The sequence below is a fragment of the Mycolicibacterium aurum genome (assembly GCF_900637195.1).
In the GTDB taxonomy this organism is placed as follows: Bacteria; Actinomycetota; Actinomycetes; order Mycobacteriales; family Mycobacteriaceae; genus Mycobacterium; species Mycobacterium aurum.
Map to the genome: position 1 here is coordinate 2,825,471 of NZ_LR134356.1, position 17,815 is coordinate 2,843,285.

At 66.7% G+C, this 17,815-nt stretch carries 18 protein-coding genes; 3 read left to right on the forward strand and 15 right to left on the reverse strand.

The annotated features are described in order from the left end of the window. Genes EL337_RS13475 through EL337_RS13495 form a run of 5 tightly spaced genes read right to left on the reverse strand, consistent with a single transcriptional unit; the run spans position 1 to position 4,311 of the window. Complete coding sequence (locus EL337_RS13475) at positions 1–1,200, reverse strand: lipid-transfer protein (protein ID WP_048633719.1); 1,200 nt, start codon at positions 1,198–1,200, stop codon at positions 1–3. After that, a complete protein-coding gene (locus tag EL337_RS13480) occupies positions 1,197–1,640 on the reverse strand; it encodes a Zn-ribbon domain-containing OB-fold protein (RefSeq protein ID WP_048633720.1) in 444 nt (147 codons plus the stop codon). The genes EL337_RS13475 and EL337_RS13480 overlap by 4 nt, the downstream gene beginning before the upstream one ends. Then, positions 1,630–2,247: a PaaI family thioesterase gene (locus EL337_RS13485; RefSeq protein WP_048633721.1), complete on the reverse strand. Its 618-nt coding sequence runs from the start codon at positions 2,245–2,247 to the stop codon at positions 1,630–1,632. The genes EL337_RS13480 and EL337_RS13485 overlap by 11 nt, the downstream gene beginning before the upstream one ends. Continuing rightward, a complete protein-coding gene (locus tag EL337_RS13490; RefSeq protein WP_048633722.1) occupies positions 2,244–3,794 on the reverse strand; it encodes an FAD-binding protein in 1,551 nt (516 codons plus the stop codon). The genes EL337_RS13485 and EL337_RS13490 overlap by 4 nt, the downstream gene beginning before the upstream one ends. Then, positions 3,787–4,311 carry a flavin reductase family protein gene (locus tag EL337_RS13495; RefSeq protein ID WP_048633723.1) on the reverse strand — a complete coding sequence of 175 codons (525 nt, stop codon included), beginning with the start codon at positions 4,309–4,311 and terminating at the stop codon, positions 3,787–3,789. Before EL337_RS13495 ends, EL337_RS13490 begins: the two co-directional genes overlap by 8 nt. 128 nt (positions 4,312–4,439) lie before the next feature. Here EL337_RS13495 and EL337_RS13500 point away from each other — a divergent pair, with 128 nt between their 5' ends. Continuing rightward, a complete protein-coding gene (locus EL337_RS13500; protein WP_048633724.1) occupies positions 4,440–5,117 on the forward strand; it encodes a PadR family transcriptional regulator in 678 nt (225 codons plus the stop codon). 16 nt (positions 5,118–5,133) lie between these two features. Here the strand turns inward: EL337_RS13500 and EL337_RS13505 are convergent, their stop codons facing one another. After that, positions 5,134–6,810, reverse strand: coding sequence for a 3-ketosteroid-delta-1-dehydrogenase (locus tag EL337_RS13505; protein ID WP_048633725.1), 1,677 nt, complete (start codon positions 6,808–6,810; stop codon positions 5,134–5,136). A gap of 133 nt (positions 6,811–6,943) precedes the next feature. Here EL337_RS13505 and EL337_RS13510 point away from each other — a divergent pair, with 133 nt between their 5' ends. Together EL337_RS13510 and EL337_RS13515 are read left to right on the forward strand one after the other, a co-directional pair. After that, positions 6,944–8,101, forward strand: coding sequence for a 3-ketosteroid-9-alpha-monooxygenase, oxygenase component (locus tag EL337_RS13510; RefSeq protein ID WP_048633726.1), 1,158 nt, complete (start codon positions 6,944–6,946; stop codon positions 8,099–8,101). Continuing rightward, on the forward strand, positions 8,098–8,388 hold the full coding sequence (locus EL337_RS13515; RefSeq protein WP_048633727.1) for a hypothetical protein: 291 nt from the start codon (positions 8,098–8,100) through the stop codon (positions 8,386–8,388). Before EL337_RS13510 ends, EL337_RS13515 begins: the two co-directional genes overlap by 4 nt. A gap of 115 nt (positions 8,389–8,503) precedes the next feature. Here EL337_RS13515 and EL337_RS13520 read toward each other — a convergent pair whose 3' ends face one another. From EL337_RS13520 to EL337_RS13560, 9 genes are all read right to left on the reverse strand, one after another. Next, entirely contained in the window at positions 8,504–9,580 is a 1,077-nt protein-coding gene (locus tag EL337_RS13520; protein WP_048633796.1) for a hypothetical protein, read from the reverse strand. 145 nt (positions 9,581–9,725) lie between these two features. After that, positions 9,726–10,688, reverse strand: coding sequence for an alpha/beta hydrolase (locus EL337_RS13525; RefSeq protein ID WP_048633728.1), 963 nt, complete (start codon positions 10,686–10,688; stop codon positions 9,726–9,728). A 4-nt stretch (positions 10,689–10,692) separates the two neighbouring features. Beyond that, complete coding sequence (locus tag EL337_RS13530) at positions 10,693–11,577, reverse strand: SDR family NAD(P)-dependent oxidoreductase (RefSeq protein WP_048633729.1); 885 nt, start codon at positions 11,575–11,577, stop codon at positions 10,693–10,695. A 2-nt stretch (positions 11,578–11,579) separates the two neighbouring features. After that, positions 11,580–12,062, reverse strand: a complete 483-nt coding sequence (locus EL337_RS13535; protein ID WP_048633797.1) for a nuclear transport factor 2 family protein — start codon at positions 12,060–12,062, stop codon at positions 11,580–11,582. 76 nt (positions 12,063–12,138) lie between these two features. Then, positions 12,139–13,185 carry an acyl-CoA dehydrogenase family protein gene (locus EL337_RS13540; protein ID WP_232786854.1) on the reverse strand — a complete coding sequence of 349 codons (1,047 nt, stop codon included), beginning with the start codon at positions 13,183–13,185 and terminating at the stop codon, positions 12,139–12,141. Then, positions 13,182–14,336, reverse strand: a complete 1,155-nt coding sequence (locus EL337_RS13545) for an acyl-CoA dehydrogenase family protein (RefSeq protein ID WP_170216920.1) — start codon at positions 14,334–14,336, stop codon at positions 13,182–13,184. Before EL337_RS13545 ends, EL337_RS13540 begins: the two co-directional genes overlap by 4 nt. Beyond that, the gene (locus EL337_RS13550; protein WP_048633798.1) at positions 14,333–15,112 is read right to left on the reverse strand and encodes a crotonase/enoyl-CoA hydratase family protein; all 780 of its coding nucleotides are present in this window, start codon (positions 15,110–15,112) and stop codon (positions 14,333–14,335) included. Before EL337_RS13550 ends, EL337_RS13545 begins: the two co-directional genes overlap by 4 nt. A gap of 46 nt (positions 15,113–15,158) precedes the next feature. Continuing rightward, positions 15,159–16,580, reverse strand: a complete 1,422-nt coding sequence (locus EL337_RS13555; protein WP_048633799.1) for an aldehyde dehydrogenase family protein — start codon at positions 16,578–16,580, stop codon at positions 15,159–15,161. Positions 16,581–16,603: 23 nt separating this feature from the next. Next, positions 16,604–17,704 (reverse strand): zinc-binding dehydrogenase, encoded by a 1,101-nt coding sequence (locus EL337_RS13560; RefSeq protein ID WP_109860170.1) that lies wholly within the window; start codon positions 17,702–17,704, stop codon positions 16,604–16,606. Positions 17,705–17,815 lie beyond the last annotated feature (111 nt).

Genomic DNA, 17,815 nt, shown 5'->3' on the forward strand with positions numbered 1-17,815 from the left:
TCAGCGGGCGATGATGACTGAGGAGCCGTGGCCGAAGAGGCCTTGGTTGGCGGTGATGCCGACGGTGGCTCCTTCGACTTGGCGGCCGGTGGCGTGGTTGTTGAGTTGCCAGGTGAGTTCGCAGACTTGGGCGATGGCTTGGGCGGGGATGGCTTCGCCGAAGCTGGCGAGTCCGCCGGAGGGGTTGACGGGGATGCGGCCGCCGAGGGTGGTGGCGCCCGAGCGTAGGAGGTGTTCGGCCTGGCCGCGTTCGCAGAGGCCGAGGTGTTCGTACCAGTCGAGTTCCAGGGCGGTGGACAGGTCGTAGACCTCGGCCAGGGAGAGGTCGTGGGGGCCGATGCCGGCTTCGGTGTAGGCGGCGTCGAGGATCTGGTCTTTGAACACCCGGTCGGGGCCGGGGACCACGGCGGTGGAGTCGGTGGCGATGTCGGGCAGTTCGGGTAGGTGTTGGGGGTATTGGGGTGATTGCAGGCTGATCGCGCGTACCGAGGGCACGCCGGCGGTGGAGCCGAGGTGTTTTTCGGTGAATTCTTTGGAGGCCACGATCACCGCGGCGGCGCCGTCGCTGGTGGCGCAGATGTCGAGCAGGCGTAGTGGGTCACTGACGACGGGGGAGGCCAGCACGTCGGCGGTGGTGGCTTCTTTGCGGTAGCGGGCGTTGGGGTTGTGGAGGCCGTGGCGGGCGTTTTTGACTTTGACGTTCGCGAAGTCTTCGACGGTGGCGCCGTAGAGGTCCATGCGGCGGCGGGCGAGCATGGCGAAGTAGACGGTGTTGGTGGCGCCGATGAGGTGGAAGCGTTGCCAGTCGGGGTCGTTGCGGCGTTCGCCGCCGACGGGGGCGAAGAAGCCTTTGGGGGTGGTGTCGGCGCCGATGACCAGGGCGACGTCGCAGAGGCCGGCCAGGATCTGGGCGCGGGCGCTTTGGAGTGCTTGGGAGCCGGAGGCGCACGCGGCGTAGGAGGAGGTGACCGGGATGCCGTTCCAGCCCAGTTTCTGGGCGAAGGTGGCCCCGGCGACGAAGCCGGGGTAGCCGTTGCGGATGGTGTCGGCGCCGGCCACCAGCTGGATCTGGCGCCAGTGCAGGCCGGCTTCGGCCAGGGCGGCGCGGGCGGCCACGACACCGTATTCGGTGAAGTCGCGTCCCCATTTGCCCCAGGGGTGCATGCCGGCACCGAGGATGTAGACCGGTTCTGGACTCATTGGGCGATCTCCCAGGCGTGCACGATGCGTTCGATGCCGTCGTCGTCGACATAGAGCGCCATGGTGGTCAGGTGCATCTGCATGCCGACCTTGAGGTCGGCGGCCAGGGTGCCCTCGACGACCTTGCCGAGCACGATCAGGCCTTCCTCGGCCAACTCCACCGCTGCCACGGCGAACGGTTCGAACGGGTCCGGGGATGGATACGGCGGGGGTGGGGCGTAGCGGTTCTCGGTGTAGCTCCACAGGGTGCCGCGCCGTGACAGCGGCACCTGGGCGAGCTCATCGCTGTCACAGCCGGGGTTGGGGCAGTTGTTGGCCCGCGGCGGGAACACATAGGTCCCACACTGAGGACACTTCCCCCCGATCAGATACGGATCACCAGACCCATCAGTGGCGAACCACCCATCAACCGCAGGCTGCGACGAGGAGTCAGCGCTCATACTTGTCCTTCGGTCGGATGAACACGCCGTCGGCTTGCACGGTCACGACACCGTCGGAATCCAGAATATGGCCGCTGGCAAAGGTTTTCGAGCTGGTCTCGCTGTCGACCCAGGCCTCCACCCGTAGTCGACCTAGCCGGGTGGGGGCGACGTAGCGCAGCGTCAACGTGCCGGTGAACGCCGGCGTGCCCGGCCGGTGTGCGGTGGCACCGAGGACGTGGTCGAGCAGCAGGGCGCATATGCCGCCGTGGACATGTCCGGGAGGACCCTCATACGGTGCGCCCAACTCCAGTTCGGTTGTGGCCCGACCCGTCTCGTCGGTTCGAACATCAAGCGGGGGAGCGATCGCGTTGCGCATTCCGATGGCGACATTGCCCCAGGTGAGGACTCCGCCAGTGGTCACCGCCCGCACACCGAACGGCTCTGGATCTATCCGCGCGCTCAGCAGATCGGCTGCCTGCTCGATCAACCGGTGCGCCCGGGTCACGTCCGCATCGTCGGCCTTGCTGCGGATTACGACGTCGATGAGTGTGCGCAGGGACTGCGTCAGGGGGCCGTAGAGATCCTCGGTGCGCTGAGCCTGTTCGGGGGTGAGGGGCCGGCTCACCTCGCCGCCCCGCTCCGGGCCGCCATGTCCAACGCCGCGAGATGGCTGAACAGCATCGACGCCCCGATGGGATTGCCGCCGCCGGGATAGGCGGTACCTGAGACTGCCGCCATCGTGTTGCCTGCGGCGTAGAGGCCGAGAATCGTTGTCCCGTCGGGGCGCAGCACCCGGGCGTGGGTGTCGGTGCGCAGTCCACCCTTGGTCCCGAGATCGGACAGTCCGAACGCGGCCGCGTGATACGGAGGCGTGTCGATGGGCACCAACGGGGACTCGCCGCCGGTGAACACTCGGTCGTACGGCTCGTCGCCGCGGTCGAAGTCCTCGTCGACGCCGGATTCGACCAGCCTGTTGAAGCGTTCGAGCGTGGCCGCCAGCTCCATGGCGGGCACCCCGATCGCGTCCGCCAGCTCGGCGACGGTGTCGGCGGTGTGCCACAGCCCGGAGTCGCGGTACCGGTCCGCGTCCACCATAGACACGTTCGTCGCGCTGACCGGCGGGATGTCACCTGCCCGGTTGTCGTAGATCATCCAGAACGGCAGTCGAGTCGTGCCGTCGTCGATCTGCCGGAGCACGTCACGGGCCAGCTGGTCGTAGGGTGCGGACTCGTTGACGAACCGGCGGCCTTCCTGATTGACGAAGATCCCTCCGGTGAACCAGAGGGCGAAGGCCGAGCGGCCGTCGGGATGGGTCATCCCCGGCGACCACCACGCCTGATCCATCAGATCGAGAGCGGCGCCCACGGCGATGGCAGCGCGGTGTGCGCCACCGGTGCTGCCCGGTCCACCCATCGTGTCGGTGGCGCTGCCGGGCACACCGTAGTGCTCGCGCATGGTCGCATTCTGTTCGAACCCGCCGCTGGCCAGCAGGACGCCGCGCCGCGCGCCCACCCGCACCGCGATGCCGTCCTGCTCGACCACCGCGCCGACGACGCGATCCTCGTCGGTGATCAACTCGACCAGCGGTGCGTTCCGCCAGCACGTGACAGTGTTCAGCCGCTGCAGGGCAAGCAGGAACCTCCCGACAAGTGCTCGGCCTCCCACCAGCAGGTCAGGCGCCGGTGCCCCCAGGCGTTCGGTGTCGAGCGGGCCGCGCACCGACCCGGCGTAGCGGCCGAGGTCGCTATCGGGAACCGGCAACGGAATGATGTGCCGGTATCCGTCGGCGCGGGCGCCGGGTGCCGAGCCGTAGTAGTCCGGCCAGGGCAGGAGCGTGAATTCGAACGCCGGATCCTGCTCCAGATACTCGATGAGGTGCGCGCCGCCGCGGACGTAGGTGTCCTGTAGCTCGCGTGGTGTCCGGTCCCCGACCACGGCGTGGAAGTAGTCGAGCGCCGCGTCGATCGTGTCGTCGGTGCCTGCGCGCTGGACGACGGGGTTACAGGGGAACCACATACCGCCGCCACCGGAATATGCGGTGGTACCGCCGAACATGTCGGTCGCTTCCACCATAAGCGTCGAAAGTCCCTCGCGGCCAGCGGTATAGGCGCCCGCGATGCCGGCGCCGGACCCGGCGACCACCACATCGAACTCGACATCGAAGTCAGGCATGGGCGGATCCGTCGAAGCCGCCGTAGCTGCCGCGGTAGAACAGCAGGGGGCCCCGTTCCTCGTGCGCCCACAGGCCGGTCACCCGGGCGACGACGATCGAGTGGTCGCCCGCACTGTGTTCGAGTTCGACCTGCGCCTCCACCGAGGCGAGTGTTCCGTCGAGCGTGGGCGCGCCGTTCGCGCCGCGGCGCCAGTTCGTACCGGCGAACCTGTCCCCGGTGGGCCCCGCGAACCTGGCGCACAGCGACTTCTGCTCCGCAGCAAGGATGTTGACGCACAGTGTGCCGACCTTGCGAATCAGCGGCCAGCTCGTCGAGGCCTTGGACGGGCAGAACGAGATGTAGGGCGGCTCCAACGACACAGACGTCACCGATTGGCAGGTGAATCCGATGGGCCGATCGCCGTCATGGGCGGTGATGACGGCGATGCCGGTGCAGAAATGGCCGAGCACTCGGCGCATCTCCGGTGCCGCCGGCGTGATCAGGCCGGTGCCGGATGCGATCAGCTGCTCGGTCATGGTCCTCCCTCGACGTGCTCGATCCGTTGCCCGTTACCTTCCGCTCTGCGCGGTGGGCTGCGCAACGCGTTCTCCCAGTCAGCGGTAGTGACGCCGATCTGGCCGGTACCCGTTGCTAGCCTTACCCGATGACGGAAGACGCCGAGAACACTCTCGACGGGGTGAATGTGTCGCCCACGGGATGGGTGTTGCTCGGGATGCTCTCCGGCGGCGACGAGCTGACCGGCTACGACATCAAGAAGTGGTTCAACTGGACGATGCGCTTCTTCTATTCGACCCCGGCATACAGCCAGATCTATTCCGAGCTCAAGCGGCTCGAGCAGGCCAGTGCCGTGAGTTCGCGGGTCGAGGCGGGCGTCCGCAACCGTCGGATGTACAAGATCACCGACCGGGGGCTTGCTGCGGTAACCCGGTGGGCCAACGAAGCCGTGGTAGAACCGCCCACTCTGAAACACAATCCGGTGCTGCGGGTGATGCTCGGCCATCTGCTGAACCCGGGGAGATTGCGGGAAGTCCTCACCGATCACGCCGCCCATGTCGAGCAGTTGCATCAGGAGGCGGCGACCGAGGCCCGGTGGGTGGGTGACCAGCCCGCATGGTCGTACGCCCGCCTGGCGCTGCAATGGTCGGAGAAGTATTACGCGGCCGAGCACGAACTCGTGTTGCAGATGCTCAAGGACCTCGACGGTGTCGAGGAGACGTTCGCCGAGAGCGGTCAGGACGGTGTGGAGTTTCCAGTGCGCGAGTACTGGTACGAGGTCGAGCGTCGGATCGCCGCCGAGGATGCCGCGGACCCTCCGGGCTGAGATGCGCTCGACCGTCTTAGGAGAGTCGGCCTGCGGCGTGGTGGGCCACGATGTAGCCGAACACCAGCCCCTGCCCGATCGTGGCGCCCGCGCCCGGGTAGGTTTTGCCGAAGGTGTTGGCAGCACTGTTCCCCAGGGCGTAGAGGCCGTCGATCATGGTTCCGTCTTCGCGCAGCACCCGGCCGCGGGCATCGGCACGCACGCCGCCACAGGTGCCCAGATCGCTGAGCACCACCTTCACGGCGTAGAACGGTCCGGAGTCCACGGGGCGCAGATTGGGGTTGGGAGCTATGGTCGGGTCTCCGTAGTACCGGTCGTAGGCGCTGGCACCCCGGTGAAAGTCGTTGTCGACGCCGGCATCTGCCAGGCCGTTGAAGCGGTCCATGGTGGCTGCGAAAACCGCAGGCTCGAAACCGATCTGCTGTCCCAGCCCCGCGAGGCCGGCGCTACGGTGGGCGATCCCGGCCTCGTACCACGCCTGGGGGATCGGCATGCGCGGAAATAGTTCGGCGGCAAGAAGATAGCTGTTGCGGTAGCGCTGGTCGAAGATCATCCACATGTCCTCGACGGGGGAGCCCGCCTGCTCGCGCCGCAGTAGCGTCTGCCCGAATGACATGTAATCCGTTGCCTCGTTGATGAAGCGCTCGCCGTTCTGGTCCACGAGCACGCAACCGGGTAGGGACCGCTCGGCCAGCATGACCGTGGGATCCCCACCGGGAAGGGGGGCGAACGCAGGAAACCACCAGGCCTGATCCATCAACCCCGTGTCGGCGCCGAGGTCCTGCGCAAGCTTTATCCCGTCGCCGGTGTTACCTTCCGAGCCCAGGCTCAGATGCTCGCCGAGGTGTTCGGACTGGAACTTGTGCCGCCAGCTCATCAAATGGTCGAAGCCGCCGGTGGCCAGGACGACACCGCGGCGAGCCGTGACCGACACTCGGATCCCGTCGCGGTCCACCGCGGCGCCGATGACGCGTCCGCCGTCGGTGAGCAGCTCGGTGACCGGAGAATCGGTCCACACCGGTATGCCGGCCTTCAGGACACCGGCGAACATGCCCGCTGCCAGGGCTTGGCCGCCGGCAGCGTAACGCCGGCGCAACGCCAGACCGCCGATGCCCTGAGCGGCGCGGAGCATGATGCGTGGCCACGATTTTCGCGGGACCCTGGCCATCAGATTCAGCCACCGGTAGTCCGCCCCGGTGACCGGCATGGGAAAGGATGACTTCATCACTCCTGGCCGCAGTCGTGCCAGTTCGGGACCGAGTAGCGCCGTGTCGAAGGGCCGGCATTCACAGGTTCGGCCGACGGCGCTACCGCCCGGTTGCTCCGGGTGGTAGTCCGAATACCCCTTGGCCCACTGGAATTTCATGGCAGTGGTGCGGCGGAGCATCTCTATGGTGGCCGGTCCGAACTCGACGAAAGCGTGAGCCTTGTCCAACGGGGCGTCGCCGCCGACCAGCGTGTCCACGTAGGTGCGGCCCTTGGACCGATTGTCCGCCGAACCGGACTCGGTGAGAATGGGGTTTCCCGGCATCCAGAAGGCCCCGCCGGAGCGGGCGGTGGAGCCCCCGACGTAGGACGTCTTCTCCACGATCAACACCGACAGACCCAACTCATGCGCGGCCAGCGCTGCGGCCATCCCGGTGCCGGAGCCCACGATGAGGAGATCGACGGTGGTGTTCTGCGGATCGGTCACCGGGTGATTCTGTCGGCCGCGTACCGATTGGTTCGTGGCGGTGACCGGTCAGTGGAACACCACGCGTTCCGGCTGAGAGTGCCGGTGCTACAACGGGATCATCACAGTCAGCACCACATCGAGGATGGGCCGAATGACATCGCAGCAGTCCGACGGCGCCGGAGACGTTCGGCAGATCGAGGCGCAGGCTGCGCCAACCCGCTTCGCACGTGGCTGGCACTGCCTGGGGCTCACGCGTGATCTGGGTGACGGCACGCCGCACGCGGTCACCGCGTTCGGCGGCAAGCTCGTCGTCTTCCGCGGGGAGGACGGCAAACTCAACGTGCTCGACGCCTACTGCCGGCATATGGGCGGCGACCTGTCCGACGGCGAAGTGAAGGGCAGCGAGATCGCCTGTCCGTTTCACGATTGGCGCTGGGGCGGCGACGGCCGCTGCAAGCAGATCCCCTACAGCAGGCGGGTGCCCAAACTTGCTCGCACCGCGACCTGGCCGACCATGGAGCAGGACGGAATGTTGTTCATCTGGAACGACCCGGAGAAGAAGGCCCCGCCGGCGGATGTGACCATTCCCCGTATCGAGGGTGTCGGCGGAGATTCGTGGACCGACTGGCACTGGTACACGACCGTGGTCGACACCAATTGTCGCGAGATCATCGACAACGTCGTCGACATGGCGCACTTCTTCTACATCCACGGCGGTCTGCCGACGGGCTTCAAGAACATCTTCGAGGGGCATGTGGCCACTCAGTACTACAAGAGCGAGGCAAGGCCGGATCTCGGGTCAGGGGAGGGGGCGGCGATTCTCGGCACGACCTCGGTCGCGTCCTATTACGGGCCGTCGTTCATGATCGACGATCTGACGTATCACTACCCGCACGGCGACCAGCGCACTGTGTTGCTCAACTGCCACTACCCGATCGACGCCGATTCCTTTGTGCTGCAATACGGAATCACCGTCGAGAAGTCCGACGCAGTTCCGGAGGAGATGGCGACACAGATGGCGGTCGCCCTGGGCGACTTCGTGAAGATGGGCTTCGAGCAGGACGTGCACATCTGGCGCCGGAAGGCCCGCATCGACAATCCTCTGCTGTGCGAAGAGGACGGCCCGGTGTATCAACTGCGGCGCTGGTACGAGCAGTTCTATGTCGATGCCGCCGACGTCACCCCCGACATGGTCGACCGCTTCGAATTCGAGATCGACACCACCCGCCCGCGGGAGGCGTGGATGAAGGAGGTCGAAGAGAACCTCGCGGCCAAGCGCCTGCCTCGGCTGGTTGGTCTCACGAAATGAGCGTTCGCCCCGACAACCGGCTCAGTGACGTTCCGATGTCGCCGGTGACCTGCGGGGCGTGTGGCGCGGAGGTACTGGCTCGCAAGAGCAGCTGGGCGCAGACCAGCGTGCAGTGGACGGCGGACTCGCAGGCCAAATGCCGCTATCGGCCGGTGACGTCGAGATTGGGCGCCGCCGAGGGCGGCGCTACGGTCTTGAGCCCGGCGCTGCTGATGTGCGCCGACCTGCGGTCCTCGATCGAGGACGCTGTGCGTTGCGGCGGCCTTCCCGTACTCGACGAAACCTGACCCCGGTCGGTCGGGGATCGCTCGGGGGTACCCGGGCGACGATGTCTCGCGCGGACAACGGTGTGGCCCTGCGTCCAGCTGCGGACCGCAGGGTCACACCGTGTTCGTCTGCGACTCAGGCGAACTGGAACGCGCTGACCGGGGCTTCGGCAGGGTAGCTGGCCGGCCCGCCGAGGTCGTAGGCGGCGTTGAGGGCGCCGATGAACTCGGCATCGTGCAGGGGTGCGCTGGGGATGTCGAGCTTGACGCCCTTCCCGGCAAGATCATCGACCATCATGTCGATGGCCTTGTCGACGGTGATGTCGTCCGAATGGTCCATGTTCTTCTTCAATTCGTCGAGATCCTCGAACACCTCCGCCGACCAGTGCACCAGGAACCGCAGTTCGTCGGTGTGGTGGCGGGCGATGACCTGGTCGCCGTTCTTGAGCACCCAATGGTCGCGGGAGGCAGGGTCGCCGGCGAACACGGTGTCGAAATCCAGTCCGGCGGGAACCTGCTGGTCGAGCGGACCGTTCGCTTCACCGCGATGCACGAGCATCTCGTTCTGCACCACGACACCGCGATTGAAGACCGGTGGCAGCAGGCGCTTGGGCTCTTTGAGGGGACCGTCGGGCCAGTAGGTGAATCCACTGCCCGAATCATGGGAGAACCAGGTGATCACCTGGGCCATCTTGATCAGGTAGTCCTGGAACAGCCCGGATTTGCCCATGACGCTGGTGAGCCAGGTCGGTGCATTCTCATACCGCACACCGCGGAAACTGGGCGAATCGAGATGCCCCGGGTCACGGTTGGCACACGGGCCGTTGATGTTGAAGAGCATCATCTGCGGCTTGGCGTACTCGGCCCCCCAGTAGGACTTGGCCATGTCGAGGAAGCCCGCGTTGTAGAAGCAGTCGTGCAGTTCCGGATACAGCACCGTGCCGTGATTGGCGAGAGAACCGCGGAACGTCGGGGTCAGGAACAGGTCGAGGGTGGGGGTGAAGCCTTCGGGGAACTTGCCGCTCATCGTGGCGATCAACTCCTCCGGCGACGAGAAGTGCTGCGCGATGATCAGCCGCCACGGGGCATCTCGGCGCACCACGTCGAGCAGCCGCTCGCGCTGGTCGTCGGTATAGACACTGTCGATCTCACGGGGCGGCGCAGCCGGCCGCAAGATGTCGGACAGCTCCATCCGTCGTTCATCGGTGAAGATCACGGGGGCTCCTTCTCTACTGTCCCGGCGTCGATGCACGCCGTCGGTGCCGTTGATTGTGTGCCGTGTCACCGCTCTGCGGATCGCTCGTGTCCAGCCATCGGGACGTCAGTGCGACCCGAACACCGGCAGGCGGGATCAAGGGTCAAAAATGCAGTGGGCAGGTGAATTTCGCCTGAAGCAGCGCGCCGGTCTCGGCCAGCGCGAGTCGACCGCGCGCAGTCGTGTCATAGCGCATCAGAAAGCCGTGGTAAACACCCGGATAGCGGGTCACGGTGGTCTGCACTCCGGCCTGTCGCATGCGCTCGGCGTACCGTTCGCCCCAGTCCCGAATGGGATCGGACGCAGCAGTCACCACAATCGCCTGAGGTAATCCGCGGAGGTCGGTGGCGAACGCAGGGACGCGGTAGGGGCTGTGCGGTGTCTCGGCACCCACGTCGGCGAGATCGTGCAGGTAGACGATGTCATCGTGGGTCAACATGGGAGCATCCGGCATGTCGGTCACCGACGGAGTGCCCATGTCCCGGTCCACACCCGGATACATCAGCACCTGAACCAGGATCTGCGGACCGTGGTGGTCCCGTGCGGCCAATGCCACAGCGGCGGCGACACCGCCGCCGGCGCTGTCGCCGGCAACCGCCAGCCGTGTCGGGTCCACGCCAAGGGTCGCAGCCTGTTCGGCTACCCACTCGGTCGCGACGAACGCGTCGTCGAACTGTGCCGGCGGGGGGTGCTCCGGCGCCAGCCGATAATCCACCGCCACCACGACCGCCCCGGACGAATGGGCGAGACCACGCGCCAGAGGCTCGAACGAGTGGTTGGACCCCATCACCAGCCCGCCACCGTGGAAGTACACCACCACCGGTGCCGGCTCGGCACACACCCGGGTGGGACGGTAGAGGCGAACCGGTATCAGGCGACCGAGCGCGGGAACCGCCGCATCACCGATCTCGGCCATCGGGGGCATATCCGTTGGCAGAGGAGCCGATTCGATCGACGTGCGGACGGCCTCGTAGCCCCGCTGGCGCATCGACGGGATCGGCCCCAACGATGCGATACGGTCGGCGGCATCGGGGTCGAGTGGTGGTCCCTGGCGCGATGAATCCACGGGCTCAGTGTTTGGCGGGGTCGAAGCGCTGCTGCGACCGCAACTGCGGCGGCACCTGCGTGGTCAGCACCTGGGCACGTTCGGCCATGGCTGAGCCGACGTAGTCGGGCTGGGTCATCAGGTAGAAGTCGCCCCGGGCCGCCTGCTCGAACACGACCGCGGCTGCCTCGACGGGATCCATCGCTGCTGCCTTGATCTCGAGCATCGCCGTCCTCTGTGACTCCGCTGCGGTCACGTCGCTGCTGGGCTGGTCGCTGTCTACTCCGCCGGCAGCTTCGAAGATGTTCGACTTCACCGCACCCGGGAGTACCGCCTGGATCCGAATGTGGTCATCGTGTCCGGCGAGCTCGACCTCCAGTCGGAGGCACTCGGTCAGTGCCAGCACCGCGTGCTTGCTGATGATGTAGGGAGCCTGCAGCGGCACCGCCGCCACTCCGCCGATCGACGACAGGTTCCACACCCACGCGGGGGACGGGTCGGCCATCATCCTGGGCAGGAATGCGCGCACGCCGTGATAGACGCCGCTCACGTTGATGTCCATCACCCTGTTCCAGTTGGAAATCGGTGTGTCCCAGAGATATCCGAACTGTTCGACACCGGCGTTGTTGACCAGCAGGCGAACGGGGCCGAGGTCACGGTAGACCGTCTCTGCCAGCGCGACGACACCTTCGGGATCGCGCACGTCGCGAAGCTCGACATGCGCGGCGCCACCGGCGCCCGCCAGCTCGTCGCGCAGGGCGGTCACGGCCGGTTCGTCCACGTCGACGAGGACCACCGTCATACCGAGTTGGTGAGCGTGCCGGGCAAGTCCGGCGCCGATACCGGCGCCGGCCCCGGTGATGACGGCGACACCACCACCGAAGATGTCGCGTACGTCGGGGGCGCCCACGGTCAGGCGTTCGATGAGCTGAGCTTTGCCCGGTGCTCCGAGAACGGGATCGAGTCCTCGGCGTCGAGCACCACGGTCATCGACGTGAGCACCAATGCGTCACCGGCACGCCGAATTCCGACATCCGCTACGCCTGAGGACACATCGAAGGGCACGTTGTTGGTCACCTGGTTGACATACATGTAGAACCGGACGTTGGTGACGTCGCCATCGGTGCCGGTCCGGAAGATGTTGGTCGCATGGTGCCGCAGCGGATAGGGGTTCTCGTCACGGTGCTTGCCCAACCACGCCAACGTCTCCGCACCCCCGTGCAGTTCTGCAGCCAGGAGTTCCTCGAACGGGCAGTTGCCGGAATCCGAACGGCTCAGATACTGCATCTCGTCGGCGATGTAGGTGGCGAGCACCTCGAACTGTCCCTGGTCGTAGTGATACCAGAAGCTGGCGATGAACTCCTGGATTTCCGGCAGCGTGATCTCGTTGCTCATGGCCATGAGTCAACCGGCGATGCGTGATCTCCGACACGCCGTTGACCGGTCAGTGGAACACCGAACCCCTGTGCCGTCAGTCGGCGATCAACTGCCACAGGCCGGGCCCCCCGGCGTGCAACGCGGCCTGGGTCACCACGTCGTCCCAGTGCTGCACCGATCCGTACTCCGATCGCCAAGCCAGTGCGGCACGGGTGTATTCGTGCAACCGGTGTTCGATCGTGGTGCCGATCGCGCCGAAGGCCTGGTGGGCGTTGCGCACCGCCACCGATGCGGCATGTCCGGTGCATGACCTGGCGACGGCCACCAGGAATCCCATCTTGTCTGACGCCCAGTCGCTCGTGATCGCCGCGTTCAGTGCGGCCTCGGTGGCGGCCCGCGCGAGGGCCGCTTCGGCGGCGATGTCGGCGACCATGTGCTGAATAGCCTGGAACTTCGACAGCGAGCGACCGAACTGAACCCTCGACGACGTGTGCTCGATCGTCATGTCGAGGATGACGTCCAGCGCTGCACAGACCTGCACTGCCCGAACCAGGGCCGACCGCAGCCTCAGCTGCTCGACGACTGCGGTGTCGACCATGGTGCCCGACGACGCCAGCGCGGCGATATCGGCCTCGACGACGTCCCGCGGCTCACCGATCATGTTCGTGCCTGCGGTGATACGAAGCGTCGCGGAGTCGACGTCGGAGACGCGGTGACCGTCACCGTCGGACCAGACCACGGCGACGCGCTCAGCGGAGATCGCCCACGGCACCGCGGTGGCGGTGCCGTGTTCGTCGACGACGCAGATCGTGCGCAGGGCCCCGTCGACGGTCAGCCCAACGGTGTCGAGCACCCAGCACGCCAGCAGATCGTGTTCGGCGAGCGGAACACGCACTGCGTGCCGGACAGCCGCAGACATCAGCTCCGCCGCCTCGGCCCAGCCGGCTCCGCTGCCTCCGTCGTCCGGCCTACCGGTCAGCCGCACCAACCCCAATCGGTCGAGGCTGCTCCACAGACCGTCGTCGAGTGAGACGTTTTTCTGGGGCGGTTTGCCGTCGCGATAGCTCGCCAGGACGGCATTCATCATGTCCGCCAGCTCGGGGTCGACGGTCATGCCTGTGTGAGCGGGAACAGTGGTCATCGCAGTCCCAATCCGCGCGCGATCATGCCGCGCAGTACTTCGGTGGTCCCGCCTCGGAGGGTGAAGCCGGGGCGCTGATCCACCGCGACGGTGACGAGCTCGCGGAAGTAGCGGCCGGCTGTGGTCTGGTCACCGGAGCGGAGGTCGGCGTAGTCGGCGATGTCGCCCTCGGCGGAGGTCCCCAGCAGCTTGACCACCGCGGCGGGCACGTCAGCGGGTTCGTGGCGCTCGAGCGCTCCGGCCACCGCAGTCGACATGTGGTGCAATCCGGCAACGCGGGCGACGAGTCGGCCCAGTTCGGCGTCGCGTGACAACTTGTGGTGCGCGACGCTTTCTGCGGCGGCGGCCAGCAGCGGGAACGTGGACAGTACCCGTTCGGGTCCACTGCGCTCGTAGGCGAGCTCGGAGGTGACCTGACGCCACCCATCGCCGATCTGGCCGAACACCAGGTCCTCGGAGACGAACACCTCGTCGAGGATCACCTCGTTGAAGTGGTGGCCGCCGTTCATCGAGACGATCGGACGGACCTCGACGCCGGGGCTGTCGAAGCGGACGATGAACTGACTGAGTCCGTCGTGCCGGTGGGCAGCGTCGACAGCAGCGGTTCGGGCAAGAACGATGAATGCGTGGGCGCGATGGGCGCCCGATGTCCACACTTTGGTGCCGGTCAGCGACCATCCGTCGCCGGTCTTCTCGGCTCGGGTCCGCACGCTGGCCAGGTCCGAGCCGGAGTCAGGTTCGCTCATTCCGATACCGAAGAAGCACTCGCCGGCGGCGATTTTCGGGAGGAACTCCCGCTTCTGGGCTTCGGTGCCGTTCTTCAGCAGCGCGGGAACGATCTGCCGGTCGGCGATCCAGTGCGCAGCGACGGGTGCGCCCGCCGCGAGCAGCTCCTCGGTGACCACGAACCGCTCGATGTGCGAGCGTCCCTGCCCTCCATACTCTTTCGGGACTGTCATACCGAGGTAGCCACGGGCAGCGAGCGCCGCGGTGAAGGTCTCGTCCCAACCGCACAGCCAGCCGTCGACCGAGGGCGTGAACGCTCCGGCGGCGAGCTGTTCGGCGACGAATTCGCGGACCTCGGTACGCAGGCCGGCCGTGGCGGCAGCATCGGTGGTCGCGGGGGGGAGCAGCCGGCGCTGTGCGGTCACTGGGTCGACCACTTCGCGATGCGCTCGCCGTGCTCGGGGTCGCGGTGCGCGAGCGGCTGCATGGCCGCCGCCATACCCAGCGTGGACTCCAGATGTCCGGTCCGCGATTCCTGCAGGAGTCGCTTGGCCATCCTCAATGTGTGTGACGGATTTTTGGCGATTCGCGCAGCCAGTTCCGCTGTCACGGCGAGCAAGTCGTCATGGGGGACTACACGACTCACCAGACCCCATTCCAGCGCGGTGCCGGCGTCGATCCGGTCGCCGGTCAGGGTCATCTCGGCGGCTCGCTCATAGCCGATTGCACGCTGCAGGAACCAGGTTCCGCCGTCGCCTGGCACCAGGCCGATCTGCACGAAGCTTTCGGCGAACGATGCCCGTTCCGACGCCACGCGGATGTCGCACATCGCTGCCAGATCGCAGCCTGCGCCGACCGCCGGGCCGTTGACCGCAGCGATGATCGGCACCTCCAGACGCGCCAACGCCCGAGGTATGCGCTGGATTCCGTCCACGTAGGCGTGCCGTTGGGCTATCGGCTCGAGACCGAACATTCCCTGCCGATCGGCCATGTCCTTGACATTGCCGCCCGCCGAGAAGATCTTTCCCGCCCCGGTCAAAATGACGGCCTTGATGGTGATGTCCGAGTTGGCAGCGTCCACTGCCGATTCGAAGGCGGAGATGAATTCCTGTCCACTGACCGCATTTCCGGTGTGGGGGAGATTGATCGTCCATGTCAGGGCTCCGCCGGAGGTCGTGACGACCAGGGGGTCGGAGGGCATACTCACGTGGGGACCTCGCTTCTGTGAGCTGGCGTGCGGTCGGATGTCATGGCATCTGCAGTGACTTGATCTGCAGGTACTCCTCGAAGCCGATGCGCCCGAGTTCGCGACCGATGCCGGATTTCTTGTAGCCGCCGAACGGTGCGGCAGGGTTGTACCTGCCGCCGTTGATGTCGAGCTGGCCGGTCTGCACGCGGCGGGCGAAGGCGACCGCGCTGTCATCGTCGGCCGCCCACACCGCGCCAGACAATCCGTACGGCGTCCCGTTGGCGATCCGCAGTGCGTCGTCGGTGTCGGTGAACGGGATCACGGCCAGCACGGGTCCGAACACCTCTTCCTGACCCAACTCGGAGTCGGGATCAACATCTGCGAAAACCGTTGGCGCGATGTAGAAGCCCACATCACGGAGCTTGTCCGCGCCGCCGGTGAGCAGGCGCGCGCCGTCGCGTCCGGCGCGTTCGATGAACCCGAGGACAGTGTGGTACTGGCTCTCCGATGCCGACGGGCCGATCCGCGTGCCCGGGTCCCACGGATCGCCCACGGTGTACTTCCTCACGGCGGCCTCGACGAGGTCGAGAGCCTCTCCGTAGCGGGACGCAGGGACCAGCATGCGTGTCCACGCCATGCAGGTCTGGCCACCGTTGAGGAACGCGTTACCGACGCCGACCTTCACGGCTGTCGCGAGGTCGGCGCCGTCGAGGATGACGTTGGCGGATTTCCCGCCCAGCTCGAGCGCCACTTTCTTGATGGTCCGGCCCGCCAGTTCGCCGACGCGGCTACCGACACCGGTGGATCCGGTGAAGGAGACGAAGTCGACGTCGGGATGCTCTGACATGCGCTCCCCGATGACGCGACCGGGCCCGGACACCAGATTGACCGTCCCCGGAGGAAGGCCGGCCTCGTGGAGGGCGTCGACGAACTCGAACACCGACAACGGTGCCTCGTTGCTGGGCTTGAGTACGACCGGGCATCCTGCGGCGATCGCGGGGAGGACCTTCGCCACGACCTGATACAGCGGGTAGTTCCACGGCGTGATGGCCGCGACGACGCCGTAGGGCTCGCGCGTCACGAGTGAGTTTCCGATGCGCTCCTCGAACTCGAAAGTGGCCAGCGCCTCGGCAAACCCCCGAGCCACCGCGAGCGGAACCTGGGTCTGCACGGTCTGCGACACCCGGATCGGCGCACCCATCTCGGCGGTGATGGTCTCGGCGATGTCGGGCAGTCGCTTCTCCATCGCGGTGATGACCGCGTCCAGCCGCGCGCGTCGTTCGGCGACGCCGATCAGCGGATCGAACGCCTCTCTGGCCGCGGCGACGGCGGCGTCGACGTCGGCTGCGGTCCCGCTGGGCACGGTGCCCAGCACCCGTTCGGTGGCTGGATCGATCACCTCGATCGCATCGCTGCCGTCGGGGGACACCCACCCACCGTCGATGTACAGCTCGGTCCTGGTGTAGTCGTGGTTGGTCATCGACACCTTTCGGGATTGCGGGGTCAGGGCACGATGCTGGCGCGGACATCACGCTTGTCTTCGGCAGCGGCGAAGGCGTCGTTGATGTCCTCCAGCGAGTAACTGGCCGAGGCGAGCCGATCGAACGGCAGAGTGCCCTGGTGACGTTCGAGGAACGCCAGCGCGCGCGACAGTACCGAGGGGTCGTACAGGGAGACGCCGACCATGGTTCGGTTCCCGAACACAAACCGCGACGGATCGAAGTCGAAGCTCTTGCCGATGTTGATGTTGCCGATCTCGACATAGCGCCCGAACTGTCCCAGCAGCTTGAGACCTTCGTCGATTGCAGAAGGGTGTCCGACCACCTCGACCACGACGTCCGCCCCCTGCCCGCCGGTCAGCCGACGGACGATCCTGGCCCGCTCCTTCTCGTCGGTGACTTCGGTGATGTCGATGACGGCGTCGGCGCCGAAAGCGGTGGCCAGTTCGAGGCGCTCCGGCACTCCGTCGATGGCGATGACCTTCGCGGCGCCACGCGCTTTCGCGACAGCCACGGCGTACAGGCCCAAGGCCCCTGCCCCCTGCACCACCACATACTCACCCAGCTGTTGATCCACCCGTTCGAGGCCGTACATCACCTGGGAGAGCGCGCAGTTGGCGCCCGCGGCGATATCGTCGGACACGGTGTCTGGGACGGTGTAGACCACTGCGCCGGCGGGGAGGACGAAGTAGTCGGCGTAGCCACCGACGAAGTAGGGGGGTTGGTCGGCACGGCCGAGCATCGCCATCGTGAGGTTCGCGCAGGCATTCCGCCGACCCGCCAGGCAATGCCGGCAAGTGTGGCAGCAGAAGAAGTAGGGGAACACGACGCGAGTCCCGACCTCGAGTGACTTGTTGTCGGAATCGGCGGTGACGCCGTCACCCAGCGCGGCGATCACTCCCACCATTTCGTGGCCGAGGACGGTCGGCAGCTGTCCGCCCAGCCCGCGCGTCGCGAAGGTGCCGTGCCAGGCATGGACGTCGGAGCCGCAGATGTTGGCCCGGGTGACCTTGACCAGGATCTCGCCGGGCCCGATACCGTCAAGGGTGACCGTCTCGATCTGGAACGGCTTGCCCGGCTCATCGAAGCGGGCGATGCGGCCCATGAACGGGGCAGGGCTCACGGGACTGAAATCCTCTCGCTCGTAAGCGGTTCGATGCGCACGGCAGTTCCGGAGGGCGTCACGTGTGCGCACGCTATCGGCGGGCGCGCAGGT